The organism is Methanoregula sp., from assembly GCF_049686655.1.
GTDB lineage: Archaea > Halobacteriota > Methanomicrobia > Methanomicrobiales > Methanospirillaceae > Methanoregula.
The window spans coordinates 71,378-97,196 of sequence record NZ_JBAVIG010000012.1 but is presented as its reverse complement, the minus strand read 5'-3'; the positions used below and the strand labels follow the sequence as shown (position 1 = coordinate 97,196).

The 25,819-nt window shown below is 48.4% G+C and carries 28 protein-coding genes; 8 read left to right on the top strand and 20 right to left on the bottom strand.

The features are described from left to right. Positions 1-65: 65 nt before the first annotated feature. The 14 genes from WBL42_RS01515 to WBL42_RS01450 form a co-directional block, all read right to left on the bottom strand. Positions 66-566, bottom strand: a complete 501-nt coding sequence (locus WBL42_RS01515) for a DUF350 domain-containing protein (protein ID WP_424719497.1) — start codon at positions 564-566, stop codon at positions 66-68. A 282-nt stretch (positions 567-848) separates the two neighbouring features. Continuing rightward, complete coding sequence (locus WBL42_RS01510) at positions 849-1,370, bottom strand: DUF5803 family protein (protein WP_424719496.1); 522 nt, start codon at positions 1,368-1,370, stop codon at positions 849-851. A gap of 53 nt (positions 1,371-1,423) precedes the next feature. Further along, on the bottom strand, positions 1,424-2,629 hold the full coding sequence (gene thrC / locus WBL42_RS01505) for a threonine synthase (RefSeq protein WP_424719495.1): 1,206 nt from the start codon (positions 2,627-2,629) through the stop codon (positions 1,424-1,426). Positions 2,630-2,713: 84 nt separating this feature from the next. Then, on the bottom strand, positions 2,714-3,532 hold the full coding sequence (locus WBL42_RS01500) for a nitrilase-related carbon-nitrogen hydrolase (RefSeq protein WP_424719494.1): 819 nt from the start codon (positions 3,530-3,532) through the stop codon (positions 2,714-2,716). Between the two features lie 5 nt (positions 3,533-3,537). Beyond that, the gene (locus WBL42_RS01495) at positions 3,538-3,738 is read right to left on the bottom strand and encodes a hypothetical protein (protein ID WP_424719493.1); all 201 of its coding nucleotides are present in this window, start codon (positions 3,736-3,738) and stop codon (positions 3,538-3,540) included. After that, entirely contained in the window at positions 3,738-4,391 is a 654-nt protein-coding gene (locus WBL42_RS01490; protein WP_424719492.1) for a MarC family protein, read from the bottom strand. The genes WBL42_RS01495 and WBL42_RS01490 overlap by 1 nt, the downstream gene beginning before the upstream one ends. A 204-nt stretch (positions 4,392-4,595) precedes the next feature. Then, positions 4,596-5,048: a nucleoside-diphosphate kinase gene (gene ndk / locus WBL42_RS01485; RefSeq protein WP_424719491.1), complete on the bottom strand. Its 453-nt coding sequence runs from the start codon at positions 5,046-5,048 to the stop codon at positions 4,596-4,598. A 5-nt stretch (positions 5,049-5,053) separates the two neighbouring features. Then, positions 5,054-5,248, bottom strand: a complete 195-nt coding sequence (locus WBL42_RS01480) for a 50S ribosomal protein L24e (RefSeq protein WP_424719490.1) — start codon at positions 5,246-5,248, stop codon at positions 5,054-5,056. 3 nt (positions 5,249-5,251) lie between these two features. Then, complete coding sequence (locus WBL42_RS01475) at positions 5,252-5,461, bottom strand: 30S ribosomal protein S28e (RefSeq protein WP_424027659.1); 210 nt, start codon at positions 5,459-5,461, stop codon at positions 5,252-5,254. Positions 5,462-5,471: 10 nt separating this feature from the next. Beyond that, entirely contained in the window at positions 5,472-5,840 is a 369-nt protein-coding gene (gene rpl7ae / locus WBL42_RS01470; protein WP_424027660.1) for a 50S ribosomal protein L7Ae, read from the bottom strand. Positions 5,841-6,006: 166 nt separating this feature from the next. Then, complete coding sequence (locus tag WBL42_RS01465) at positions 6,007-7,989, bottom strand: DUF2298 domain-containing protein (protein WP_424719489.1); 1,983 nt, start codon at positions 7,987-7,989, stop codon at positions 6,007-6,009. 23 nt (positions 7,990-8,012) lie between these two features. After that, positions 8,013-8,981: a lysylphosphatidylglycerol synthase transmembrane domain-containing protein gene (locus tag WBL42_RS01460; RefSeq protein WP_424719488.1), complete on the bottom strand. Its 969-nt coding sequence runs from the start codon at positions 8,979-8,981 to the stop codon at positions 8,013-8,015. Next, entirely contained in the window at positions 8,965-9,681 is a 717-nt protein-coding gene (locus WBL42_RS01455; RefSeq protein WP_424719487.1) for a dolichyl-phosphate beta-glucosyltransferase, read from the bottom strand. The genes WBL42_RS01460 and WBL42_RS01455 overlap by 17 nt, the downstream gene beginning before the upstream one ends. Next, positions 9,668-10,906 carry an NAD(P)/FAD-dependent oxidoreductase gene (locus tag WBL42_RS01450; protein WP_424719486.1) on the bottom strand — a complete coding sequence of 413 codons (1,239 nt, stop codon included), beginning with the start codon at positions 10,904-10,906 and terminating at the stop codon, positions 9,668-9,670. The genes WBL42_RS01455 and WBL42_RS01450 overlap by 14 nt, the downstream gene beginning before the upstream one ends. A gap of 193 nt (positions 10,907-11,099) precedes the next feature. Here WBL42_RS01450 and WBL42_RS01445 point away from each other — a divergent pair, with 193 nt between their 5' ends. Both WBL42_RS01445 and WBL42_RS01440 read left to right on the top strand, forming a co-directional pair. Continuing rightward, a complete protein-coding gene (locus tag WBL42_RS01445) occupies positions 11,100-12,278 on the top strand; it encodes a tubulin/FtsZ family protein (protein WP_424719485.1) in 1,179 nt (392 codons plus the stop codon). 119 nt (positions 12,279-12,397) lie between these two features. Beyond that, positions 12,398-13,423: a hypothetical protein gene (locus tag WBL42_RS01440; RefSeq protein ID WP_424719484.1), complete on the top strand. Its 1,026-nt coding sequence runs from the start codon at positions 12,398-12,400 to the stop codon at positions 13,421-13,423. A gap of 400 nt (positions 13,424-13,823) precedes the next feature. Here WBL42_RS01440 and WBL42_RS01435 read toward each other — a convergent pair whose 3' ends face one another. From WBL42_RS01435 to tuf, 3 genes are read right to left on the bottom strand one after another with little or no spacing between them, the layout of a single operon-like run. Beyond that, positions 13,824-15,488, bottom strand: a complete 1,665-nt coding sequence (locus tag WBL42_RS01435) for a flippase activity-associated protein Agl23 (protein WP_424719483.1) — start codon at positions 15,486-15,488, stop codon at positions 13,824-13,826. Positions 15,489-15,497: 9 nt separating this feature from the next. After that, positions 15,498-15,806 carry a 30S ribosomal protein S10 gene (rpsJ, locus tag WBL42_RS01430; RefSeq protein ID WP_015286469.1) on the bottom strand — a complete coding sequence of 103 codons (309 nt, stop codon included), beginning with the start codon at positions 15,804-15,806 and terminating at the stop codon, positions 15,498-15,500. A gap of 12 nt (positions 15,807-15,818) precedes the next feature. Then, a complete protein-coding gene (tuf, locus tag WBL42_RS01425) occupies positions 15,819-17,096 on the bottom strand; it encodes a translation elongation factor EF-1 subunit alpha (protein ID WP_424719482.1) in 1,278 nt (425 codons plus the stop codon). Positions 17,097-17,261: 165 nt separating this feature from the next. On the opposite strand from tuf, the gene WBL42_RS01420 reads away from it, so the two are divergent. Continuing rightward, entirely contained in the window at positions 17,262-17,558 is a 297-nt protein-coding gene (locus tag WBL42_RS01420) for a hypothetical protein (RefSeq protein ID WP_424719481.1), read from the top strand. Positions 17,559-17,740: 182 nt separating this feature from the next. On the opposite strand, the gene cobS is transcribed toward WBL42_RS01420, so the two are convergent. Together cobS and WBL42_RS01410 are read right to left on the bottom strand one after the other, a co-directional pair. Then, the gene (gene cobS, locus WBL42_RS01415) at positions 17,741-18,451 is read right to left on the bottom strand and encodes an adenosylcobinamide-GDP ribazoletransferase (RefSeq protein ID WP_424719480.1); all 711 of its coding nucleotides are present in this window, start codon (positions 18,449-18,451) and stop codon (positions 17,741-17,743) included. Then, positions 18,448-18,882, bottom strand: coding sequence for a phosphatidylglycerophosphatase A (locus WBL42_RS01410; RefSeq protein ID WP_424719479.1), 435 nt, complete (start codon positions 18,880-18,882; stop codon positions 18,448-18,450). The genes cobS and WBL42_RS01410 overlap by 4 nt, the downstream gene beginning before the upstream one ends. Positions 18,883-18,981: 99 nt before the next feature. On the opposite strand from WBL42_RS01410, the gene cobT reads away from it, so the two are divergent. From cobT to WBL42_RS01390, 4 genes are all read left to right on the top strand, one after another. Next, on the top strand, positions 18,982-19,992 hold the full coding sequence (cobT, locus tag WBL42_RS01405) for a nicotinate mononucleotide-dependent phosphoribosyltransferase CobT (RefSeq protein ID WP_424719478.1): 1,011 nt from the start codon (positions 18,982-18,984) through the stop codon (positions 19,990-19,992). Positions 19,993-20,029: 37 nt separating this feature from the next. Next, positions 20,030-20,593, top strand: a complete 564-nt coding sequence (locus WBL42_RS01400; RefSeq protein ID WP_424719516.1) for a GMP synthase subunit A — start codon at positions 20,030-20,032, stop codon at positions 20,591-20,593. A gap of 59 nt (positions 20,594-20,652) precedes the next feature. Further along, positions 20,653-21,687, top strand: a complete 1,035-nt coding sequence (locus WBL42_RS01395; RefSeq protein ID WP_424719477.1) for a DUF3821 domain-containing protein — start codon at positions 20,653-20,655, stop codon at positions 21,685-21,687. 622 nt (positions 21,688-22,309) lie between these two features. Continuing rightward, entirely contained in the window at positions 22,310-22,822 is a 513-nt protein-coding gene (locus tag WBL42_RS01390; protein ID WP_424719476.1) for a nitroreductase family protein, read from the top strand. A 58-nt stretch (positions 22,823-22,880) separates the two neighbouring features. Here WBL42_RS01390 and WBL42_RS01385 read toward each other — a convergent pair whose 3' ends face one another. Further along, positions 22,881-24,188: a LamG-like jellyroll fold domain-containing protein gene (locus WBL42_RS01385; protein ID WP_424719475.1), complete on the bottom strand. Its 1,308-nt coding sequence runs from the start codon at positions 24,186-24,188 to the stop codon at positions 22,881-22,883. A gap of 343 nt (positions 24,189-24,531) precedes the next feature. On the opposite strand from WBL42_RS01385, the gene WBL42_RS01380 reads away from it, so the two are divergent. Then, the gene (locus tag WBL42_RS01380; RefSeq protein WP_424719474.1) at positions 24,532-25,818 is read left to right on the top strand and encodes an orotidine 5'-phosphate decarboxylase / HUMPS family protein; all 1,287 of its coding nucleotides are present in this window, start codon (positions 24,532-24,534) and stop codon (positions 25,816-25,818) included. The last annotated feature ends 1 nt before the right edge of the window (position 25,819 follow it).

Sequence of the window (25,819 nt, the reverse complement as noted above, 5' to 3'; positions counted from 1 at the left end):
GCCCGGCGTTCTTTTTACGATACAGCTGCACGGGATTGTGCCGGAACAAATAAAAAAGAAGCAATTCAGGCAAGTGCTGCAGTGATTCCGATAACACCGGACTGGATGATCCAGGCCACAGCGATGATGACCCCAGCCATTTCCAAGGCAACAGCAACATTTCCTTTTTTGAGTTCCTCAAATTCCTTAACATCTTTTGTCAGCTTATCAAGGATGGTGAGCGCGAGATAGATTGATCCAACCGCAAGGACAATGCCGAGAATAAGCTGGAATACTGCAAGACCCACAACCATCAGGCCATCCGAGGTGAAAAGACCAAAGGCGAGCGCTTTGTTGATCCCCGCTGAAAGGCCACTGACACCGGATTCAATAACGAGAGCGATAGCGACAAAAACTGCTGCTACGACAATCCCGACTGCCGCATTTCCTTTTGCAAGTTCTTTCTCTTCATCTATATCCCTGGTGATCCTGTTGAGCACTGAGAAACCGATATACAATGCCAGTACAGCAAGTACTATAGCGAAGACCAGCTGAACCAGACCTACAAATATATTTTCAAGAAGCATGACCAGACCTTTTTTATTTTATTGGGTATATTGCGGTAAAAACATTTCTACCGCCGGAGTTAATGCGAAGAACTCTGTGGAAGATCCATAAAAACCGCCGATTCCCGATTACATTCACGGATCATATCGGCCCGTCGTACCAATGATACTATGGCATCTGTTTCAGGTAAAGACGGCGCATTTTAGGAATTACAATGGCGATTACTTTTGACAAGTGAAGTTTCGATGGCTTCAGGGACGATCCGGTTATCCTGCATACTTGAAAACAATATAATGAGGGTTTCACTCTGCTTTTTTCAAGGAGAGCAACCATGGAATAACAACAAGTATCAACACGAGAATTCCCATGAACTGCAGGAAGAACCAGAGGAGTTCCTCGTGTCCGCTATCATAGAACCTTACATTGAATGTGACCGTATTGTTCCACTGAACTGTTGTTGTATTATCCCCATCACGGGTTACTGTTGCACCTTGGCTGATGCCTGCAAGCAGCGGGTTCCGTACATCGAATTCTTCCGGAATGGTAACATTTACCTGATATGGACTATCGAAGGTTCCCTGAAGTGTATTATCCTGGAGCGGTGCGAGATAGGAGACTGTGTAATTCCCTTTTGCAAATGTGATGGATGACGGAGCACCCCACGGCATGCTCCAGTTATAGGTACATGGTGAACAGTTCCCTGAGAGCTGGACGTTTCCCACCTGGACCGGCACATTCTCTCCCATGATTCCGACATCGGCAAACACATACTCCGAGGCACCGGTAATCTCGACTGACGCGTTGTACGCCGTTCCGTTTGGCAAAACGGTATAATCCGCTGAAAGAGCCCCTGCAGCGGGAATTCCCGCAAGGGCAATTACAAGCGCAGTGCAGAGAGCAGCGAATGCATATCTGCGTCGATCTCTGTTGGTGGTTCGCATTGTTTTATCACCGTATCCGGATCTTTCAGGAGGTGCCCGGTTACTACACATACAATCTTCTCGTTACGATCGATCATGCCGTTTTCTGCAAGTTTGCGGATGCCTGCAACTGATGCTGCGGATGCCGGCTCAACACCAATCCCCTCCATCCGTGCCAGATCACGTTGCATCTGGAGGATCTCAGCATCTGTTACGGACTCCGCAAGGCCGCCGGTTTTTCGTATGGCAACTAGGGCTTTCTCCGCGTTAACCGGGGCCCCGATGCGGATGGCAGTTGCGACGGTCTCAGGATTCATTTCGGGCACTACTTCGGGAAGGTTCTCACGGATGGCACGGACAACGGGGCTTGAGCCCGCCGCCTGAATCCCCGTCATCATCGGGAGCCGGTCAATGAATTCCAGTTCCTGTAGTTCCAGCAGCCCCTTATATACTGCCGAGATATTTCCTGCATTGCCTACCGGAAGTACGATACGGTCCGGCACCTCCCCAAGCTGGTCGACTGCCTCAAAACCAATAGTTTTCTGGCCTTCGAGCCTGTAGGGATTTATCGAGTTGAGCAGGTACAGACCGTGGGAGAGGCAGAGATCGTGCACCATCTCGAGAGCACGATCGAAATTACCCCGGATAGAGATGACCTTTGCACCATGCATCAGCGCCTGTGCCACCTTTCCCACAGCCACCTTGCCAGCGGGTAAAAGGACAACTGAGGGTATGCCAGCTTTGGCGGCATATACCGCGAGGCTTGCCGAAGTATTCCCGGTACTTGCACACGCAACGCTCTTTTTCCCGAGCTGGAGTGCCATGGAAACCCCCACGGTCATACCGCGATCCTTGAATGAGCCGGAAGGGTTCATACCTTCGTGTTTGGCGTAGAGATGGGGGATACCCATCTCTTCGCCGAGTCGTTTGAGGTGGTACAGGGGAGTTCCCCCCTCCTGCAGGGTAACCGGTTCGATATGAACCGGCAGAAGTTCCCTGTATCTCCAGACCGAGATTGGTCGCTTGTTCCATACTGCCCGGGTAATGCTGATTTCGTCCAGCGGGTACCTGACGGCAAGGAGGTGACCGCATTTTGTACAATTATACAGGATCTCGTCAGCGGGATAGGTGGCTCCACAGTTGACGCATGCGAGATGGTACATGGCTAAGTATTGGTTTTCTGATTACATATAGGCGTGCGGGCAGGTTCAGTATCCGGTAACCGGTATTCACTGAAGGAATCCTCGTCATGATCTCTTTTGTGAGAGTTTTTCGTAGATCTGATCTTTCCGGTCTTTCGCTACCGGAAGGGATTTTCGTGCGGCATCTACCGCAGATGGATCGAGATCGCAGAAGATCAACTGCTCGGCATCGGATGCCCTGCATATAATCGTGCCATGCGGATCTGCAGTCATAGAGGCGCCTCCGTAGGAATCGACCAGAGTGATACCGGTCGTGTTGATTCCCGTAACATACATCTGGTTCTCCAGGGCACGTGTCTGGATAAACAGCTCCCAGTGACGGGTGCGGGCCCGGGGCCAGGCTGCAGGTACAAAAACTGCCTGAACTCCTTTCTGCGCGTAGATACGAAAGAGATCCGGGAACCGGAGATCATAACAGATGGCGATGCCACATCTGAGTGAACCCACGGTAAAAAATCCCAGTTCATTACCCGGCGTGAACCGCTCGTGTTCTTCCTTGGGACTGAACAGGTGCATCTTTGCATACGTTTCAAGGATTGTCCCATCACTCCCTATGACAACAACCGTGTTTTTGGGGAGCGGATCATGCCGCTCCCTGAATGAGCCCATGATCCCGATCGCATGATCTTTTGCCATGTCACAGAGGGATGAGATTATAGGGCCGGAAATTTTCTGGACGTTCCTTACGGAACGGGGATCCCATCCTGTAGCAAATTGCTCGGGAAAACAGATGAGATCAGCACCGGAACCTGCGGCGTGGCGTATGAATATTTCAGTTTTTTTCAGAGTCTTTTCCGGATCCTCCCAGATGCTCGTAATCTGGGCGCTGCAGATCCTCACCGCCATCTGATCAGCCATATCCATACCGTTTAAATTGGTGGCGGGCTTCTCGGAGTACTCAGTACGATCAGCACCGCGCTCATTACAATAAGTATTGTTGTTGTCAAGAGAAGAAATGGGGCAAGGTTAACTGATATGCCAAGGAGCAATGCTGCCATAATAGTACCGGCGGCAGTGATACTGCTGCCGATCAGCACAAGCCCGATTGATGAAAGATCCCAGTCCCCCATTATGATCCTCCGGTGAGCAGCGGGAACGCGATCTTGATACCGTTGATAACAAACTGCACCGCAATTGCGATGAGCAGCATTCCCATCAGGCGGTTAATCGCCCGGTATTCCCTTTGCCCGACCCGTTTCATGATATAATCTGAATTCCGCATCATATAATAGGTGATCCCTATCGAAAACATGATCGAACAGAGTACAATTCCGATAGCAAACGGGGTCATTCCGAATGCCTCATTCATCATGACGATTGAGGTTGTGATTGCACCCGGTCCGGCAATCATCGGAATTGCGAGCGGCATGATCGCGACATCATCGTTCTCCCGGGATTCATATTTCTCCGTGGCAGTCAGTTTTGTACGGGACACTTTTGCATATACCATCTCCATGCCGATACCGAAAAGGAGAATCCCGCCGGCAATCCGGAATGCCTCGAGACTTATACCAAAGAGCTGGAGGATCCACGTGCCAAGGATTGCAGCAAACAGCAGGATGAGGAGAGCAAACTTGCAGGAATCTTTTGCAATGGTCAGTTTTGTGGCAGGTTCGAGACTTGAGGTGAGAGATACATAGATCAATGTCGCGCTGAGGGGATTGACAATGATAATTATCGAGGAAAGTGTAAGAAGTGTGAAACTGATAATATCCCCGGCCATTAAGGATAGTGCAGTGTTGAAGGCTAATAGAGATTATGGTTATTAAAAAATCTGCTCTGTAGAAATCATTTTTTTTCGAAGAGACGATGCCCCGAGTCAAATGACAGGTAATACATCGTCATCGCAACTGGGGGATGCCATAGCGGCGGGGGCAAAGCCCAAAAGAGCGTCAGCGATTATGAGGTTTTCTACAGAGCAAAAAAATCAATACTCGTAGACGACGGATTCGTCAATCCGCGTGTACGAGAATACTTCGTTGTTTTTGAAATGGATTGCAATCTCCCGGGCTGCACTTTCCGGTGAATCGGAGGCATGGATCACGTTCCTGCCGATATCAATCCCGAAGTCGCCACGGATGGTTCCGGGTGCTGCTTCCTGCGGGTTGGTGGAGCCAATCATTTTACGGGCAATAGCGACAACATTCCTGCCTTCCCAGACCATGAGAAAGCACGGTCCTCCCATGATATATGTCTTCAATGATGGGAAGAATGGTTTTGACAGGTGTTCTTTGTATTGTTCCGTAACACAGGTTTCCGGTAGATTTTCGAACCGGGCTGCAACGAGTTTCAGACCTTTAGCCTCGAATCTTGAGACAATATTGCCCACAAGACCTCGCTGGACACCGTCTGGTTTGACCATGACAAATGAGCGGTCCATAAGGATCACTCCTTCTTGGTGGTTGCTTTCCTGCCTGCGGTGGTCCATTCAACCCGGCGCGGGACACGCCCGAGTTTGTGGTTGTTCTGGCACTTTGTGCTGCAGAAGAAGAAGATGGTGCCATCTTTCTTCACGAACATCTTACCGGTTCCCGGCTCGAGCTGGCTGCCGCAGAAACTGCACACATGCTGTTCGACCATCGCTTACCGCCTCGACATTTTCTTCGCTTCGCGCTCGGTCTCAAGGAGCATGACGATGTCTCCTTCACGGATCGGACCCACTGTGTTGCGGGTGATGATCCGTCCCTTGTTGTTGCCGTCTAGAATGCGGCACTTGACCTGCATTGCCTCACCGTGCATGCCGGTCGAGCCGACGACTTCAATCACTTCTGCTGGCGTTGCATCATCTGCCATGATGGAATCCTCACGCCTTCAGAGCAACAAGCTGCTTGGCAAGGTCATCGATCGTTTCTTTTGCCTTGCCGGGCTTGACTATGGCTGCTGCAGCAGAGCCAACGTCAAGACCGCTTGCGGCACCGATGTCATTCTGTTTGTTGATGAAGATGTAGGGGACCTTCTTCTCCTCGCAGAGCGGGGCAAGGTGCATAACAATCTCCTCGGGTTCGACATCCGCACCGATCAGGACAAGTGCTGCAATGCTGCGTTCGATGGCTTTTGTTGCTTCGTTGGATCCTTTCTTGATCTTCCCGGTGTCTCTTGCAACTTCAAGGGCTTCGAGCGCCTTGTTCTGGAGCTCCTCTGGAGCCTCTGTTTTTACGTAACCTTTTGCCATAACTCACCTCATTCAGGAGCATCTTTGCCCCTTCATTACTCATCAGTTTGCAATGATGTAGCCATATCAATTCGACAGGGACGGAAATAAATGTTTGTGCACTGATGGGATTCCGGATATCCGGATAATTTGGATGGCCAATCGCTGCTGGGTTACAGCCCACCGGTTATCCCGCAAGTCTATATATATCGGTGTTATCTGCAGAATAAACCATTTCAAGTCCGGCAGAAGGAAGGCTGACATTATACCGTTCGCGCTCCGCATCGCCAACGTACAGAAGCGTTGCATTGTATTTTTTCATGAGGGGGATCGTCATGTCTGGATTTTCGTAAATCATCTGAATATCCGCTTTTCTTGTACTAAACCAGCCGGTGGTGTCTCCTCGCCACATGAATTCATGGAACGGCTGACCGATAATTGACGGAATACCCGTGAACGAGGAGATCCTCGAATAATACGTATAGTCTCCATTTTCTGCTTCTACAATGCGATCAGTATCCCCCGGCAGTGCCATAAGGTAGGCAACCCCGCCAGCATCACCGGGATGGGTTGTGGAGAGGTACGCAAGCCCGTCAAGGGTACCTGTCCCATATCCCGCGTTATACTGGATCACAAATGGGAGTGCAAACAGGATGCAGGCGACCGTGATGGTAATGATCGTACCTTCCCTGAATGAAAAAACAGGTATCTTTTTCCAGTCTGCTGCTTTTTGCGCTACCATTGTGAACGAGGAAATACCCAGAATCAGCCACGCGGGAAGGTAACACTTGAATACCGTGTTCATCCGGAAATACGTCTCCCCCATGTTGTCTTTAAGGTAGACCAGCTCGCAGAGAATGATAATTGCAAGGCCTGCCATACCGAGGATACCGGGTAAATCCTGCTCTTTACGGGCAAGTAAATAGACGAGGGGAACCACTGCAACAGCTGCGGCGAAATAACCCGTGATGATAAACGGGACCACTGCGAGAAGGAAGATTGGGCGTCTGATGATCTCACGGTGAAGGACTGCTACAAAGATGGCAATGAACAGGCCGTTGACCAGCAGAAATTCCGGGACGCTGGATGATATTGAGGAAGGCACAATTCCGATCCCCCCGGTATTGGTCTGCAGCTCAATGTAGAACGGAAGATAGCACAGGATAGCAAGAGGTGGGACTGCGCACAGGTAAATCCACGGTGTGATATTGCGAAGGGAGGTCCTGTTCCTCCAGAGAATAAGCAGACCGAAGAGCAGTGTCAGGGGTGCGTAGATTAATACATCCCATGTATTGATCAACGGCATGGATCCCAGACTCAATGCGGACAAGATGCAGACGAGCCATTTTCCCTGCGAATCGAGAGTTTCCCAGCGTTTGTATGCGAAGAGGAGCAGGAATATCAGGAAGACCTGGTTGAAGATGGAAATTACATGTGCGTGGACATCCCCCCAGATAAATGAGAACAGCGGGTATTCGTTAATCGTATTTGCAATCGTCCGTGTACTGTTCCACACAACGGAAGTCAGTGGCTCACCGAGTGCCATGTTGTAAAAGAACGAAGGATTCGGTAAGAAAAAGATAAGCAGTGTAACCCACCGGAACCGCTCGAGCAGCAGGGTTCCTATCGCGTACGTGACTACTCCGGCAAGAGCGAAGACTGTTGGCAGGGCCAGGTTGAACGCAACATTTGAAGGGACACCGCTTACAATTGCCAAGCACCCGAACATCCAGTACCCGAGATAATAATATACATTGAGGGTGCCTCCTGAAAACCATGGATCGAGCGGAGGTACAACTGGGTTTCTCATGACTGATGCAAGAAACCCGTGGTCCATAAATTTCTCGGCGTAAGAGATGGTGGGGTTGACAAACCGCACATCCAGCATGAGGAAGAAGAGGATAAGGAAGAGTGCCACCCAGTGCCATTCCGCTTTCAGTTCATCGATACGGTAGTTGCGATGGTAAATGTGCCAGGCAATGAGTGTAAGGAATGGCACGAGTGCTGCATGGACGGGAATTCTGGCAAGGCCACAGTACCAAGATACAATGGTGAATGCAAGTATCGAGACCGGAAACGAGATAGGAAATGAAAACGCGCCAAACGTCTTTTTCAATGACGGGTACACGGAAAGTTGCAACAGGAAGAGGACAACCAGCCAGCTGATCACGGAAAATATCTGCTGTTCAGGAGTCAGGTTGTTTCCCCTCCTCCGAATTTTTCAGCAAGTGCCTCTTTTATGCTGGGCACCACCCAGTCACCGAAATAATAATTCGATATGACTCCCCCGACGAGGGTTACAAGGTTTTTGACAAGGTGATCTATTATTGCGATCAGGGTAGCAGTTGCAAGGGCAACACCGGCGACGAGCGTGAAGGTTGTATACAGAGCGTACTCATAGGTGCCAATGCCCCCAGGTGTCAGGGGTACTGCCTTTACAAGATTTCCGATTACTACCGCAAGGACGATTACTGCAAACGGGATCTGCTGTTCAAACATCCTCACGACAGCTACGCATGCCAGGATGTCCAGTAACCAGGCCACCACGGAAGATGTTCCCAACAGAACGATGGATCTTGGCGTGAGCGAGGCACGTTTTATTTCGTGAAGCATGTTGAGGATTATCACAATGTACTTATTTTTTGAGGAGAAGTTCCCGATGATCAGGAGAAATGCAAAAAATACAACTCCCGCTCCAAGAGGTACGATAATGAACGTTAGAAACCCCGACGGTGCGTTAAGGACAAAAAAAAGCGAGATCGCACCCAGAAATGCCACTGTGATAACATCAAAGACCCGTTCGACTACAAGGGAAGATACCCCTTCGGAATACGTGGTGTTGTATTCGTGCTTGAGTATGAAGACCCGGACAAAATCCCCCAGCCTTGCCGGGACAACGAGATTGACGGTCTGGCTGACAAAAATGCAGGCAGTTGAGACCTTCACACTCACTGAGTAATTCAGGCCTTTAAGAATCGTATGATAGCGCCAGCCGCGGATCCACCAGGCACAGAGACAGATCGTAACCCCCACGACGAGGTATGCAGGTATCATATGCTGGAGCGCGACGAGAAGCTGATCCCAGACGCTATATAGCATATAGGCTATTATACCGACGGCTATCAGTGTCGGGACAACGATTGCGCTAATCTTTCGATACATGAATCTGCCACCAGAGTCTCATGATTGCTGAGCCCATTGCAAACACATCTTTTAGTCTGACTGTAGTTCCTTTTCCCGCACGCCAGTGGACAGGGAATTCCCGGATCCTGTAACCCTTTTTCTGGGCCCTGACAAGGATCTCCGTATCCCAGAACCAGTGGTTATCGCGTATGGCTGGGAGAATGGTGAGAATACGTTCGCGGTTAAAAGCCTTAAACCCGCACTGGTGATCAAAAACCCTGCTTCCAAGCATCGTGCGCACAAGGAGGTTATAGGTCCTGCTGGCAATCTCCCTTCCCCCGGTGCGCACAATATCGCTATCCGGCATGAGCCGTGACCCTGTGGAAATATCATATCCCTGGCGGATCGCACCGATCAGTTCCTGCAGGTGACGCATGTCAGTAGCGAGATCAACGTCATAATAACACACAATATTTCCCCGGGCCTCTCGGATTGCTCTGTTCAGTGCCCGCCCCCTTCCCTGTCGGTCGTCACTATGAAGGAGATTTATTCTTGAATCCTGTTTTTTGTATTCATTTACCAGTTCTGCACTGCTATCGGAGCTTCCATCTTCGGCAATAAGTATCTCAAATGACGGGGTGATCTCCGAAAGGGATTTAATTGAAGTCGGGATTGCAATTTCCAGCGATTTGCGGTCATTAAAAACCGGAATAATCGCGGTTACTTCAGTTACCGTCATAAACGCTCCGTTGCCTGATTGTTTCAGCAACCTCCAACCCGGCCCTTACGGATCCCTCCATACTTCGCTCAGGATAATTCGTTGCCGAAAACATCCCCGCCGAATACATGCCCGCATTTTCGTAACCCCTGATGAGTGACCGGTACCCCGTGGTATAGACCGGACCTGCCCACGGATCCACTGCCATCCTGTGCCAGTGGATCTCGTGTTCGGCTACCGAAAAACGCTGGCAGAAGTCTGATAACATCCGTTCATCCAGCTGAGGGGGAACAAGTCCCGAGAAGTATGATGCAAGATAAACGATATGCTCACCGTATCTTTCCTTTGGGATGAAATTAGTATGAGTGACGACTGCACCATAGGGTGCAGGATCTTTCATATTCAGCCAGTAGATGCCCTTGGTAACCTGTCTGTCCATGGCGAGGGTCATGCAGGCTGCGCCCTGGTAGGGCATGTGAGGTGCAGCAGGTCCTCCGAGACGCTCCAGTTCCTGTGGAGGGATCGTGGAAACCACTGTATCATATCGGACTCCATTGATCTGCCACATTTCACCTGTGCGGGTCAGATTACTGACAGGTTCCTGTTTCTGGATTTTTCCGCCTTTCGCAGCAATTGCAGATTCCAGTGCCCCGACGATCTGGTGGAATCCTCCGTTGAGATATCCGAGTCGTTCCCCGGATACACCACGATCCGATCGGATTGCGATGCGGCTGAAAAGCCATGCGGCAGAGACTTCTTTCCTTTGTTCACCGAATTTACTTCTCAGGAGGGGTTCAAAAAAAGAGGAGTATATGTTCGTACCGAGATTTTCGATGATGTACTGGTCTGCAGGAATATCGTCGAGAGCGCGGAGATCCGTTTTCTTTGCCCTGAGGGTGAGCCAGGCAAGTTTTGCCTTGTCGACGATGGTAAGTTCCGGATACCTGAGAATCTCCAGTGGTGTGTTCAGGGGAAAAATCCTGGATTGTGCGAAATATCCTGTTGTCCCCCTCATCCATTCTAGTTTATCGCTAAGTCCCATTTCTTTGAAGAGTGAAAAAAGTGCCTCATCTCCTGAAAAACAATGGTGGTAGTATCGCTCGATCCAGTAATCCTTCATATTGTATGAGGATAGACAACCCCCGAGATAGGGCATTTTTTCAAAGAGTTCAATATCGTGCTCTCCCGCAAGTGCGTGTGCTGCGACAAGCCCGGTCAATCCCCCGCCGATAATCCCGATCTTCATGGTTGATGATCTATAGTACTTTTCGGGGCGAAATGAAAAAGGCTCCGGAAAAAAAGCCGGAATTGTGTATGCCACCTCGAAGATCTTATAAGAAAGTTTTTGAACTGTCGAATTAAAGGTTCATATCAGCAAAAGGACTTAAAAGAATTAAGATAAAATAAGTATCTGTTAGCCCATTGGATGGTGTCACCGGATGCGGGTATTTTTCATAGGTTTTGGTCAAGCGGGTGGCAAAATTGTTGATATGTTCATCGAGCAGGATAAGAAGCTCGGCACGAACAGCTTCAGAGGCATCGCTGTCAATACCGCGCGAACGGACCTGATGGGTTTAAAAAACATTGAGATGAAGGACAGGATTCTTATAGGCCAGACCATGGTCAAAGGTCACGGGGTAGGCACCGACAACGTGACCGGGGCCCGGGTTACCGCGGATGAAATAGACAGTATCATAAGTGCAATTGACATCCGGGGTACGCATGACGTTGATGCCTTCGTTATTGTTGCCGGATTGGGAGGAGGTACCGGTTCAGGGGGATCACCCGTGCTTGCCCGGCACCTCAAACGTATCTATCGTGAACCCGTGTATGCACTGGGCATAATTCCCGCTCCCGAGGAAGGCCGGCTGTACTCCTATAATGCCGCACGAAGCCTGACCACTCTTGTTAATGAGGCAGACAATACCTTCATTTTTGATAACAGTGCCTGGAAAAACGAGGGTGAAAGTGTCAAGTCCGCATTCCAGCGCCTGAATAATGAAGTCGTGAGGAGATTTGGTGTGCTCTTCAGGGCCGGGGAAGTTGGCCGGATGGGTGTCGGTGAGATGGTCGTCGACTCCAGTGAAATTATCAATACGCTTCGTGGTGGTGGGATTACTTCGGTCGGATATGCAATAAGCGAAGTTATGAGCAAGCGTACAAAGGATAAAAAAGGACTATTCGGGGGTCTGAAGGATAAGTTCGGACCTAAAAAAGAGGCAAATGAGGAAGTATTACTTGGTGAAGACAGGTCCGCCAAGATCGTGGCCTTGGTTCGCCGGGCAATGCTCGGTCGGCTGACTCTTCCCTGTGATTATTCCACAGCTGAACGTGCGCTGGTTCTCCTTGCCGGACCCCCAGATGAGATGGATCGTAAAGGTGTCGAGAAAGCAAAGAGCTGGGTGGAAGAGAACATTGCCGGTGTAGAAGTCCGTGGCGGAGATTATCCGGTGAACAGCGAATATATTGCAGCAGTTGTCATGCTGGCAACCGTTGGCAACGCACCCCGGATAAAGGAACTTCTTGATATCGCAAAAGAAACAAAAGAAGATGTTATTAAGTCAAAAGAGAAAAAATCGAGTATGTTCGAAGAAGGTATTGATCCGTTGTTCGAGTGAGGTTAATGATGAAGGGATTAACAAAACTGATTATTCTTGCGGCAGTTATTTTTTTAGTGTGCATTCCGGTAGTATCGGCATGGGATGTTCAAGGTCTGACCATTGATCCATCCGGGTCATTGACACCGAATACACCGGTAACGGTTTCATTCAATGTCGCATTTGCAGCATCCTCCGGGTATACATTCCCTGCCGGGAGCGATCTGGTGATGACAACCGATCTGGCAAACCCGAAATGGACCTATACTGTTGTCCTTAATACCGTAGAGAACCCCAGGAACCCTGTTGGAGGACCGACGCTGGATCTGAGTGGGTTTGAGTTGTCATATGCGTCAACAGTTGATGAATCGCTCAGTGTCACTCTCGAAGGTACAGCTCCTACCGTTGCCACAACAACCAACCAGACTATTCTGGATGTTCATGAAGTTGATTCCAACGGAGACACGGTTACAAGTTCTGAAGTGACCCAGTCAGTTCTTGTTATCAATCCTGGCGATGTTCAGGCCGCTATCAATAATGAAAATACGAACCTTACTACGCTTCGATCGGATATCGATGAGAAAAGTGCGATCGGTGTCGATACAACAGATGCAGAGGCAGACTATAACGACGCCAGTTCTAAACTCTCTTCAGCAAAAGCCCGTCCGGCAACCCAGTACTCCGATGCTTTTAACGATATAGCTGCTGCACAAGCATCGATTGATGCAGGGGAAACTGCACTGGACAAATCATGGGCTGAAATGGTAGTAGCCAATGCGCAGGGCCCTGTTACTAACGCAGACGGGATAATCGCCTGGTTCAAAGGTAACACGTCAACAGCAAACGATCCCCAGCTTTCTTCCATTGTGACAGAACGGGAAATTGCCGTGAGTTACATCTCAAATGCGAATGATTTCATCACCAATGGTAACTATGACCAGGCCCGCTCCAAGGCTCAGCAGGCCTATAACGAGGGCAATCAATCCTATACGGATGCACTCGCACGGCAATATACCCTTACCCATGGAACTGATATTATCGGTATGGTTACAGGAATCTTCAAATCCGGTGTTTTGGTAATTGTTGTCGGTATTGTTGCAGTTGTTCTGATCGCTGTGGGTATCATCATTTACCGTAAACGCTCCAGTTGGGATGAACTGGGTTAATCTCACTTGATAATTCAATAATTATCAATTTTTCTCCACTTCACATTTCGGATAATTCCTTCTGATGGCATGCAGTTATGCGGGGTGGATGTCCTTGTAACATGTTCCTGAAATGATCCGTTATTGCCGATTTTATCTGAACGATCATAATCTGTAAACCCCTCACCGGTATCACAGAAATTTTTCCCACGTATCAGGTGACTAACATCATTCTGGATTTTACGTTAGATATTTCTGGAACGAAAATTGCACTTTGTAAATGGCTTTTTTTGACGGATTCTTTTGAACGGATCCTGTGTAAATAGTAGGATCTCTCAATGAAAAATCACTATCGAATAGATATCACTTCAGAATAGTCTGTTCAGGAATTCATTGGTCTGATAAAAAAATAGAGTGTGTATTATCCTGCAGTCTGGGGGGTGAATACATCAATATTGATGCTGCCCATTTTCCCGTCACGGTGGAGATAATAGTCAACAAACCGGTTACTGTTATCATAATATGAGAACCAATAATCAAGCTTGTAGGTCTTTTTATCATAACCTTCGATGGAGGGCAGGCTCTCTGTATCGTGCAATATGATAACCCCGGGATGTTTCTCCGTGAGGGTTTTTTCATCAGGAACCGTACTGTAAAGTGTTATCTTGTTCCACAGATCTCCCCGGAAGTACCAGGGAAGCGGCCAGTAATCCTGCGATGCGACAACGACATAATCCGAGTTATCCATGAGCTGCATCACCTCTCTGAGATCCTCAGAATTCTGAACCTGAACTATGGGCTCATTGATATCCATGGGAACGAATGCAACATGCCATGTCATGGTGATGAGGAATACGCAGCCTACAAGGGCAATTACCGTCTTCTGCCAGTTGAGTTTGTACACCGCAACAAAACACATCGGCAGGAGCTGATGAATAAGCAGCCAGGGGACTTTTTCCCCAACATAGGCATAGAACGCCATGGTGAGTAGCATCCAGAATACACAGAACCGGAAAAACACCTCGGATTTTTTTTCGCCAAGATGCTGTGAATTAAACTGCTCGATACTTGCAACTGCAAGATCGCCGGTCGAGAGTTCAAAGCGCCGGGTTGACCACCAGTTCTTCACGCGCCTGATAAATGGTGAAGAGTTGATACCGGAAAACAGGATCTGGAGTGTCCCGATCATTGCCAGGATAAAAATTGGCAGTTCATAAAGCAGGTAGAACGGGATATAATAGAACCATGGCCCGCCAAGACGCTGCTCGTTACTCATGGAGGTCCAGTGGTCGATAGCCTGGTACCATCCTGTGGTGTTTGCCTCAAAATGAATTCCCTGAATGCCAACCTGGAAATTTTGTCCAATAATAGTTTCTGGATGACCGCCAAACCCGGTATATAGAGTACTCGTAAGGGCAATTACCAGAAGACCTCCGATTATTAGATCCTTCTTCCACTGTGTAGGGAGAATGAACCCCCCTTTCCATATTTCATAGATGAAGAAAATGGCGAATATGATGAGGATTACGGGCATCTCTTCTTTACAGCAAAGTGCCCCTGCCGCAGCGATCGCAGCGATGACTGCAAACCTGGTCTGCCCGCGTTCAAAATAATAGAGAAGGGCAACAACAAGAAGAAATGTAAAAAACAGCATGAATATGTCATGTCGCAGGAACCGGGAGAAATAAACCATATCCGGTGAAATTGCGAGAAAAAGACTGACAATAAGTGTCTGGTTGCGGTTGATATACCCGATACGGTAAATACAATATACGAGCGGAATTAGCAGGACTCCGAATAAGGCTGGAAGCAGGCGGGCGACGAGATCAGAAGCGCCAAATACTGCAAACATTCCGGCTGTAACGAAGTAGAGAAATGGCCCGTGATAACTCGGATCATATACCCAGGTCCCTTTTGTGAGCAGTTGATACGAGAACCAGGAATGGATGGCTTCATCATGATGAAACAGTTTGAGATCAAGTTGCCAGAATCGTATAATGATCGCGGCTACAAAGATTATTAAAAAAATACGTTCAAAGGTAAAAAATTGTTTTATCTTATGGGAAAATCCAGCGGCCTGCTGCACGCTGCACCTTCAACTCTCTAAGACAATTTCAATGCCGATATCTTTTGGCACCTGAATGCGCATCAGCTGGCGGAGTGCACGTTCATCTGCATCGATATCGATGAGGCGCTTATGTACGCGAAGCTGCCAGCGGTCCCACGTTGCAGTCCCCTCCCCATCGGGACTCTTTCGGATTGGTACAACCAGGCGTTTGGTTGGAAGCGGTATTGGGCCGGCCAGATTTACACCTGTACGTTCTGCAATCTCACGGATTCTGTCACAGACCATCTCAACTTTCTGGAAGTCTGTCCCTGTCAGGCGAATTCTGGCTTTCTGCATGGTACCCACCAATTATCTCATCTGTTTTGGCTGGATGGCAATGCACATGCCAGCGGCAATCGTTGATCCCATATCTCGGACGGCAAACCTGCCGAGCTGCGGGAGTTCCTTGACGTTCTCGATGACCATCGGCTTTGTCGGCTTGATCACGACAATTGCTGCATCACCGGACTTGAGGAACGTGGGGTTCTCTTCCTTGGTCTGGCCAGAGCGCGGGTCGAGTTTCTTCTTGAGCTCGATGAATGTGCATGCAGTCTGGGTGGTGTGACAGTGGAATACTGGTGTATATCCGACCGTTAGTGCGCTCGGGTGCTGGAGTACGACAATCTGCGCAGTGAACTCATCTGCAACTGTCGGTGGTGCTTCGGCAGGTCCACAGACATCGCCACGGCGAATGTCGCCCTTTCCGATACCCCGGACGTTGAACCCGATGTTGTCCCCGGGTACTGCCTGGGGGATCTCTTCGTGGTGCATCTCTATAGATTTGATTTCCCCGTCCTTGTTGGCGGGCATGAAGGAAACTTTCATTCCTTTCTTCATGATACCGGTTTCAACACGGCCAACGGGCACGGTGCCGATACCGCTGATGCTGTACACATCCTGGATGGGCAGGCGGAATGGCTTGTCAGTCGGTTTTTCCGGTTCCTTGAATGTGTCAAGTGCCGGGATAAGTGCAAGGCCTTTGTACCACGGCATCTCAGTGCCGACAGTCTTTATGTTTGCACCTCCAAGGGAGCTGATCGGGATGAAAAGAGTCTCTTCCGGTTTGTATCCTACCATCTTGATAAGATCTGAAAGATCCTTCTTTACTTCATTGAACCGCTTCTCATCATACTTTACCGCGTCCATCTTGTTGATGGCAATGATGATCTGCGTAATGCCGAGGGTTCTTGCAAGGAATACATGCTCCTTGGTCTGCTCCATGACCCCATCAGGTGCTGCAACAACAAGAATCGCTGCATCGGCCTGGGATGCACCGGTGATCATGTTCTTGACGAAGTCTCTGTGTCCGGGGCAGTCCACGACCGTGAAGTAGAACTTGGGGGTGTCGAACCGCTTATGGGCGATATCGATGGTGATACCTCTCTCACGCTCTTCCTTGAGGTTGTCCATAACCCATGCAAATTCAAAGGTCGCCTTACCCTTTGACTCGGCTTCCTTGCGGTAGCCTTCGATGATGTGGGCCGGTACTGCGCCGGTCTCGAACATCATTCGTCCGACGGTGGTTGACTTTCCGTGGTCGATGTGGCCGATTACGGCCAGATTCATATGGGGCTTGTCAGATGCCATTTACGTGATCCTCCAAATGTGGGACTGTCCGCTTACAGTCAGTTTATGCGAGTATTACTTATATGAGAGCCATCTATTTAAATTATTTCGATTGGTGATAGTGATTTTCCGGTGTAAACTCGGGCATCGATATCATGATATCGGATGGTTGAATAACTTCACTGTATGAAGACATTATCTTTTCTGCGGGATGAGAAAAAAAACCGGGTCACTGTTGAATGTGTCAGGAGTCAGGTGTCCGTGTACAGCCACTGCGCGTACTGCCGGCATTGCCGCGGTGTAGTGGTGGGGAACCGAAAAGTCCCGATGCCCCAGATGCAGGCCCTTAACGATATGAAACGAGGAGCTGCAGCTGATGAAAATCTCATGAATGCAGCGATGATGTTCAATACTCTTGTCCGGGATGGAACTGCCATCGAATGTGATGATGACGGGAACCGTGGCTATGAAGGATTATACTAATTTTTGTCCACTTTTTGTATCCCGAATACTCGATTATTTATCCTGTTGATTATCACGGAACTGGAATTTTTTAACCCCCATCTCGCCCTGAAATTCATTGGCAGTGACCGGGAAACTGACTGCATTATGAACGATCGGCAATCACCCGGATAGAATTCCCGGCAATTCAACGCAATTACCCTTCAGAGAAGTGCAATGGCAAGGATTACCAGGGTCCGTGTGATCTCGTTGGAGGCTCCAACAACATCCCCGTTGACTCCCCCGAAGATCCTGTTGGAAACTAATAGCAGGAGTAGGGGACAGATGAGCATACTTATGAAAGCCCCGAATATTTTTACCGGAGCAATGGGAAGGAGAACGAGCGGCAGGCAGATCAGTAATGAAATTGCCGGGAAATATGGTTGTGAGTACTGGTGCAGGTAACTGTGCATCCCTTCCCTGAATGGCGTTCCATATGTAGTTAAAAATGACATGGAAAATTTCGCACATACCTCTCCGGCAATTATCGCAATAACGATAGACGGAGATCCCTGAAGCCCGGCAAATGCAAGAAGTGTTACTGAAACACCAAGAGCAATTGCTCCTGTCCCAACATTCCGATCGGTTAACGCGCGGATCCTTCGTTCCCGGTCACCATGTGCCATCAATCCATCCCCGAAATCCAGTAATCCGTCGAAATGATGGGCTCCTGTCACCAGGAGAAGGAATGTAATAGCTACTGCTGCAGCTATCGTGCGATCCGCAATAAAGAAAACCGGCAATGCAACAATGGACCCGATGAGATATCCGGCAACTGGATATAAGTACGATTTCCTGGCAAAAAACTCGAGATCATGTGATTTACCTAATGGCAGGATCGTGGTGAACTGGAATAGTGAAAGAAATGCTTTCATAGGGATTCGCTATACAGTCTGGATGTGCAGCCTGCGATCAGTCCCGCAATGGCATCATCGAGGAACGGGCCGAGCTTTGAGAGGATGCCCGGTTTTTTCTGGTCGTACCGTGTGAATTCAAATCGGGCATAGGTCCCGCCGATACATTCTGCAATTGCCATCCCGATAATCTCGTCGCTTAACAGGAACACCGGATCATCGGCTATCTCCGAATTTTTTCGTTTGTTGTAAAGTTCATCTTCGAGTAGTATTGCACCGAGAAGCAGGGAAGATACATTTGGATCACCGAGATATTTTTTAATTTTCTGTTTTATCTCAACAGCTGCCTGCTCTTCCGGCATCCCGTGAGATACATACAGCCCCATTGCGGCAGACACTATGTCATCTATTGTTATCCCATTGTCCTGCAGCCGCTTCTCAATTTCAAACATGCTACTAGGTGTTGTACCAATGGAACTATTATATCATTGTGAAATTTTTGCATCGATAGATTCAAAACCGGTAAAAAAGAGATATGTACTTTGATTGCTATGGGATTTCTCTCGGAAAAGCCCCCGTTTCCCTGTAACCGCCCGGTTTTTTGCTGTATCCTTGCCAATACTCTGTTGTCTACTGTTCCGGGAGTTTCCGGAGCAGGCCCCTCGCCGGAAAAAACACTTCTCACTCCTATTCTTGATGCAGAACTGATTGCAACGGGAGCAATAACCAGTTACCCAATAAAACCAAACACACCTACCGGATGCCCGACACCAGCGACCATCACGCGGGCGATGATGACTCTCTGCAACATCCCCCCGCTCTTTATCAATGCAGGCCTCCGCCATACCCCGACCGTTCCTTGCTATGACGTCTATGGGTGTGCAGGAGAAGATCCCCGTTTCCGAGATGCACTTCCGCAAGTAAAAGATCTGTATCACCGGGGGGAAGCGATAGGGACGCTTCTTTCACAGTACAGTGATCTCCTAGTTATCGGCGAGTGTGTGCCTGGAGGAACAACCACCGCCCTCTGTGTACTGCGAGCACTGGGATATTCAGCATCGGTCAGCAGCAGTTTTGCTGATAATCCTGTATCAATAAAGGAAGACATCTGCTCAGCGGCCCTGTTAAGGATTTCATCCGACGGGATTAAGGATCCGCTTGATATTGTCAGATATACGGGTGATCCTATGATGCCGGTTGCATTGGGTATGATAAAATCTTATACCGGTAATCTCATTCTTGCCGGCGGAACGCAGATGCTTGCAGTTGCGGCACTTTCCAGGGCTTTGAACTTTCGCATGCCCTATGTCGTAACTACGTGTTATGTAAGGAATGATTCAACTGCCAATGTTCAACATCTGGCTGAACAGATCCGTGTGCGGATCTCGTACGTGGATCCGGAATTCGGCAACATTGGTCACCCGGGTCTTGCACGGTATTGCATTGGAGAAGTCAAAGAGGGGTTCGGTGCAGGGGGCGCTATGTGTCTTGCGCATCTATTAGGGCATTCTCCTGAGGAGATCCGGAATCTGATTCTTTCAACGGTAAATGCCTACAGCTGAACAGACTTATAGGATTTCAACACAAAATGTACGAATAATGTTTCCTATATACGTTGTAAATAATTTCGGACAGTTCAACCATCTTATTCACCGGGCATTGCGGGATCTTGATATAGATGTCGCACTTATCCCCAATACCACACCCCCGGAAGAAATTCTTGAATGTTCACGGGGAATAATTCTGGGCGGCGGACCCGCGATAGAACGTTCTGGGAACTGTAGTAAATATCTTGAATTGGGTTTACCGGTTCTTGGAATCTGTCTGGGCCTCCATATTATCGCTACAACATTCGGGGGCAGGGTGCAGACAGGTCAGAGCGGTGGATATGGCCCGATCGAAGTCGAGATCTCTGAACATGATGACATTCTTGCAGGATATCCGGAAAAAATCCATGTTTGGGCCTCGCATGCGGATGAAGTCGTTCAGATTCCCGATGGTTTTACCCGGCTCGCCCGATCAGAAATTTGCAATAATGAGGCGATCGCGTTCCCCCAAAAACATATTTACGGTCTCCAGTGGCATCCGGAAGTCAGCCACACGTTCGAAGGAAGGCGTGTTTTTGAAAATTTCAACAGGATCACACTGGAAAATAAAATGTAATCATTTTCCCCGCGTCTTGTCTTGAAAATTTTATATATCCAGAAAAGACATGGATGAATATGGCAATTAAAAACATTCATGCCCTCGCAATCCTTGCAATAAGTTGTTTTTTGCTAATAGGCTTCGCCGGAGCCGCAATCAATACGATTAACCCGGGAAATACGGTCTTTATCGGAGAACAGGGATTGGATATAACCGCCGCAATGCAGGGCGATACGCAAATTGGATGGTGGGCGTCGGGGGCTGCGATCTCTACCAGTTCCCCGGACCAAATTGTAAATATTCCGAATCCCGGTAGTTTTTCTGTATCTCCATCACAGTTCAGCGCCTATACGGGCAACTGGTATCATCTCTCCCCCTCAGGCAGGGTAAATGGATCAGCATTAACGGTCGCCGATCCCCAGTTGTCCTTACGGGTGGAAGATACCTCTGTCAATGTTGACGTGACGAATAAATGGGTACCTACAGGGGATGACGTCCGGTTCAGGATTGATACGAATCTGGTGTCGATCACCCAGAGGAGTGTTTCCTCTGTACCGATCACTATCAAGGTCCAGTCGCCTTCCGGAGGAGTGTATACCGCACTTATCAATAGTGCCGGAACTACAACCTCCCTCGTTAATATCCCGGTGAATACGAACGATTATTATACTGCATCAATATGGAATACCGGAATTCGTAATATCTATCCGCCGGGTACCTACTCGATATGGGCTGAATGCGATGTCAATTCCATGAAGGACAATTATGGCCAGTTCGGGAAGACAATCAGCCAACAGGTGAGCCTGCTCAACCAGGATCAGAATCCGTTGATTGTCAACAGCGGGTACGTGACAAATCCGACAACGCAGGTAGCAACGACCGTTACACCAACACTGCCGGTGACCTCTATGTCAGTGACCTCTACTCCCGTAACAACCACCCCCGTTCCCGTTACAACTATTCTTTCTTCATCAACGACCCCTCCCACGGAACCGCTCCCTGCCACCTCTACTGCTGTTGCAACACCAAAACCCACCTCTCCTGGATTTGATGGAGTCCTTGTTGCATTAGCCTCTATGGCAGGGATTATTGCCTATACCAGACGAAATTAATTTTTGTGCGCACCAGAGAATTCTGAAAATAATCCGGAAAGACCAATTTTTTTCGACCAGGGTTTGCAAAAAAAATTTCAATCATAATATGATTGGCCCTGATCGCATTTTCAATCACTTGATTGCGTTCAAAAAATTTCAGGCAAAGTTTGCTTTAAAATTTTTAATCTTGGTCTGGTGAAAAATTTTAAGCAGGGCCCGATTAGTTTTCCGGATGGGTCGTCACATCGGAGTGGCAATTGCAGGCTCATTTTTCAATCAGAGTCTGGCCTGTACATTTTCAATCAACATTTGATGAAAAAGATATCTGGAGACCCCCCTTCTGAATATTATTAATGGATCTCAAGCAACTTTTTTATTTGGTAGGAATGATGCAATTGCCACGGGCGATGGTCATCCAATCAAGTCAGATCTGTCGCGCCGGCGGAAGTGGACGCGATGCCATATCTCCCAAGAGAGTCCGTGGCAAAGAACCCTCCAGATTCTTTTCTCCAGTCCGGGGTTCCATTCGGACACACCGGCGTCATGCCCAAAGGGGATTATTTTGTCTTTTAATGATTTTGCCAAAATACACTTTTTGTGCTTCGCAACATTTTATTACCTGACTTCCCTATTCAGGTGCATGAATGTTGTAACTACCCTTATCAAATCACGGCACAGTGTTCGGAAATTCAAACCGGATCCGGTAAATGAGATAGTTGTCAGAGATGCGATTGAATGCGCATCACTCGCTCCAACGGCAAGAAACCTTCAGCCCTGGCTGTTTGGTGCAATCAAAGATAAGGAAACCCTGGCGAAAATTGCAGGTCTGGCCGAAAACGGGAAATTCATTGCAGACTGTGCTGTGTGTTTTGCAATTTTCGGAGAAAAAAAGGAGATGTATTATCTGGAAGACTGTTCTGCCGCCACGGAAAACCTGATCCTGGCACTGCAGGCACATGGTGTCGCTTCCTGCTGGGTAGCCGGCGATAAAAAGCCGTATGCGGAACCGGTCAGGCAATTACTGAAGGTACCTGATAAATTTACTCTGGTATCTCTTGTTGCAGCGGGAACTCCAGCGGATATCACTATTGCGAAGAAAAAGGCATTGAAACTTGTATCATTTGCTGAAATTTATGAAACTGAAGACCATTGAATCAACCTTTTTTAACCGGCACTCTGGAACATTCAAGAAAAAAATTGATAATGGGGAATCAGGTCAGGTAATTGTTAAGATTATTGGATATTGCTGACTGGGTAATAGCCTGGTTGTAGAATGTTACAGCACTCATACTACCGGTGTAGTAGAATGGGTACGACGCAGAATTCTGTTTGCCGATCGTGATCCCATTATTCACATTATCGAGGACGACACCGGGAAATGTTGGAGGGAGCGTGGTACATGACGGTGGATTAGTACAGCTTCCGATTACATTAGATAATGGGGTATTACTGTTTGAAAGGGTATAAGGCTGGGCCACCCCATTGATGTATATTTCCGGTGCCCCGTTGGCAGTTGTAGTCACCGCAACGTAATTCCACTGACTGTTGGTGAGCGACCCGGCTGGTGTCACGATATTATAATGCTGACCTGTACTGGTGTCCCCCCATTCAAAGTAGAGCTGGTTCCCCATCTGGGCAAGCTGGTAATTATCATTCTCGTTGCCACTGGAATCGATCGATCCTTTTCCCACCAGGTTCCCCCAGTTGCTGCCGGATGAACTCAATGGACTGGTTGCAGTTGTGGGATCGATCCATAAGGACAGAGACATATTCCCCGTGAAGTCAAGGCCGGCATTATCCTGTCCGGAAACGTACGATGATCCATTGAAATAGAACGCATTGGTTCCACCCGGGCCCGTAGTTGGGGTAACTCCGTAATTTGTAAAGTTGATCTCGTATCCGGAGGAGTTTACCAAGTTCCATGAGCCATTTGCCCATGTCGTTGTTCCGGCCAGTGGATTGATCGATCCACCCCCGTTTGATCCAATATTTACCGTCATCTGAGTAAGAGGAACATTTGCCGTATTGTCAATCATTTTGATTGTCCATACACCATTTGCAAAAGGCCGTATCTGGGATGCGGCAGCGAGGACTTTTTGCTGTGAGTCGGTCACCCACATATTGTAATTCTGGTCCTGGTAGATGAATAATGGAGTCCCATATCGGTTTGCCGATGCTGAATAATTCAGGGTTTGGACGATATAGTTATTCCCGCTTGGATCATTCAGGACGAAGGAGGCAACCGGGTAATTTGGGAGAATATTCGATTGTCCTGAAAGATAATATTTCTGGCCAGAGGCGGGCAATGCGTATAGTATCTGGGTGGAATCTGAGGTGCCCAAAGGAACATTTACCGTACCTGCTGTTGCAGCAACAAGTGAGGTTGACTTCAGGTAACCCGAAATAGTTCCAAAGAATAAGGCGTACACCACCATCGCGAGAACGACAACCAATACAAGTACCAGAATAACGGATACGACTTCTGACAAAGCATTTAGATTTGTATTTTTTATCTTCATTATTGGGCTCTCCATTAACAGGGGATATGGTGATATGGTAGATTATTCCCCAGACAGTGTAATTATTCATTTACTTTTTGATATATATCAAATTAACTCAATTTTTTTTTGTGGATATGGGCAATTGGAGGAAAAATATCCGATGTTGAAAAACGCTTTTCAAAATATTGGATACTACTGGGCAAAATTATATCAGAAAATTATTTTTAAATACGAATTAAAACAGTCGTTATTTCACCCCCAGACTATCTGGAAATAAATAATTCCTTCTCCCTCGATATCCATGAATGGCTTTTAACCTATCTCGTAATCATTAAGCATCAGGCATGTCACATCTTTGATCATGAAAAAAGCGATTCTGCAAGTGGCACTGGATATTCTGGAATTGGAAAGAGCTCTGCAGATCGCTCATGAAACGGTCTCGGGAGGCGCAGACTGGATCGAGATAGGGACGCCCCTTATTAAAAGCGAAGGAATGCAGGCTGTCCGGGTAATGCGCCAGAAATTTCCGGATGCGATCCTTGTGGCCGATATGAAAGTTGCCGATACCGGTGCACTTGAAGTGGAGATGGCTGCAAAAGCCGGCGCGAGTATCGTATGTATTCTTGCAGATGCCGATGATTCTGTTGTCGCAGAATCGGTGAGATCTGCGCGGAAATATGGTATCAGGACCATGGCGGATTTGATTAATGTCCCCGATCCGGTATCACGCGCCGGCCAACTCGAATTAATGGGTATTGATATCATCTGTGCCCATGTTGGCATTGATCAACAGATGACGGGAAAGGATTCGCTCGATCTCTTCAAACGACTCACTGACAATATTCATGTCCCCATTGCGGTTGCAGGAGGTATTGATGCAGACCGTGCAGGCGAAGCTGTACATCTGGGTGCGGATATCATAGTCGTGGGGGGGTGGATTGTTCGTTCTGCCGACGTAACCGGCTCTACAAAACGGATCCGGGAAGCGATGGACAAAAAATCTCATAAAATTCGTGAGAAAAAATCTGTTGACGAAGAGACCCGTTCACTGCTGCTCCAGGTATCTGCGCCCAATATATCCGATGCGATGCACCGTAAAGGTTCAATGTCAGGGCTTCTCTCCATCTGTGGCAAGATCAAGATGGTCGGGCGGGCAGTGACCGTCCAGACGGTAGCCGGGGACTGGGCAAAACCGGTCGAAGCAATCGATGTTGCCAAGAAAGAAGAGGTTATTGTGATAAACAACGACGGTGTGACGAGTGTTGCACCCTGGGGAGAACTTGCTACCCTGAGCTGTGTGAAAAAAGGAATTGCCGGCGTTGTCATTGACGGGGCCGTGAGGGATGTCGACGATATACGGGCGATGAAATTCCCCCTATTTGCAAAAGCAATTGTACCCAATGCTGGAGAGCCGAAAGGTTTTGGTGAGATAAATGCTGAAATCCAGTGCTGTGGCCAGTGCGTTCGTGCAGGAGACTGGATTGTGGGTGATGAAAGCGGAGTTGTAGTTATTCCTGCAGAACGCGCGTACGAAATTGCACGACGGGCCCTTGAAGTCAGAAAAACTGAGGAGCGGATACGGGAAGAGATCCGTCGGGGAAGTACGCTCTCTGAAGTAGCACAACTGATAAAATGGGAAAAAAAGTGAC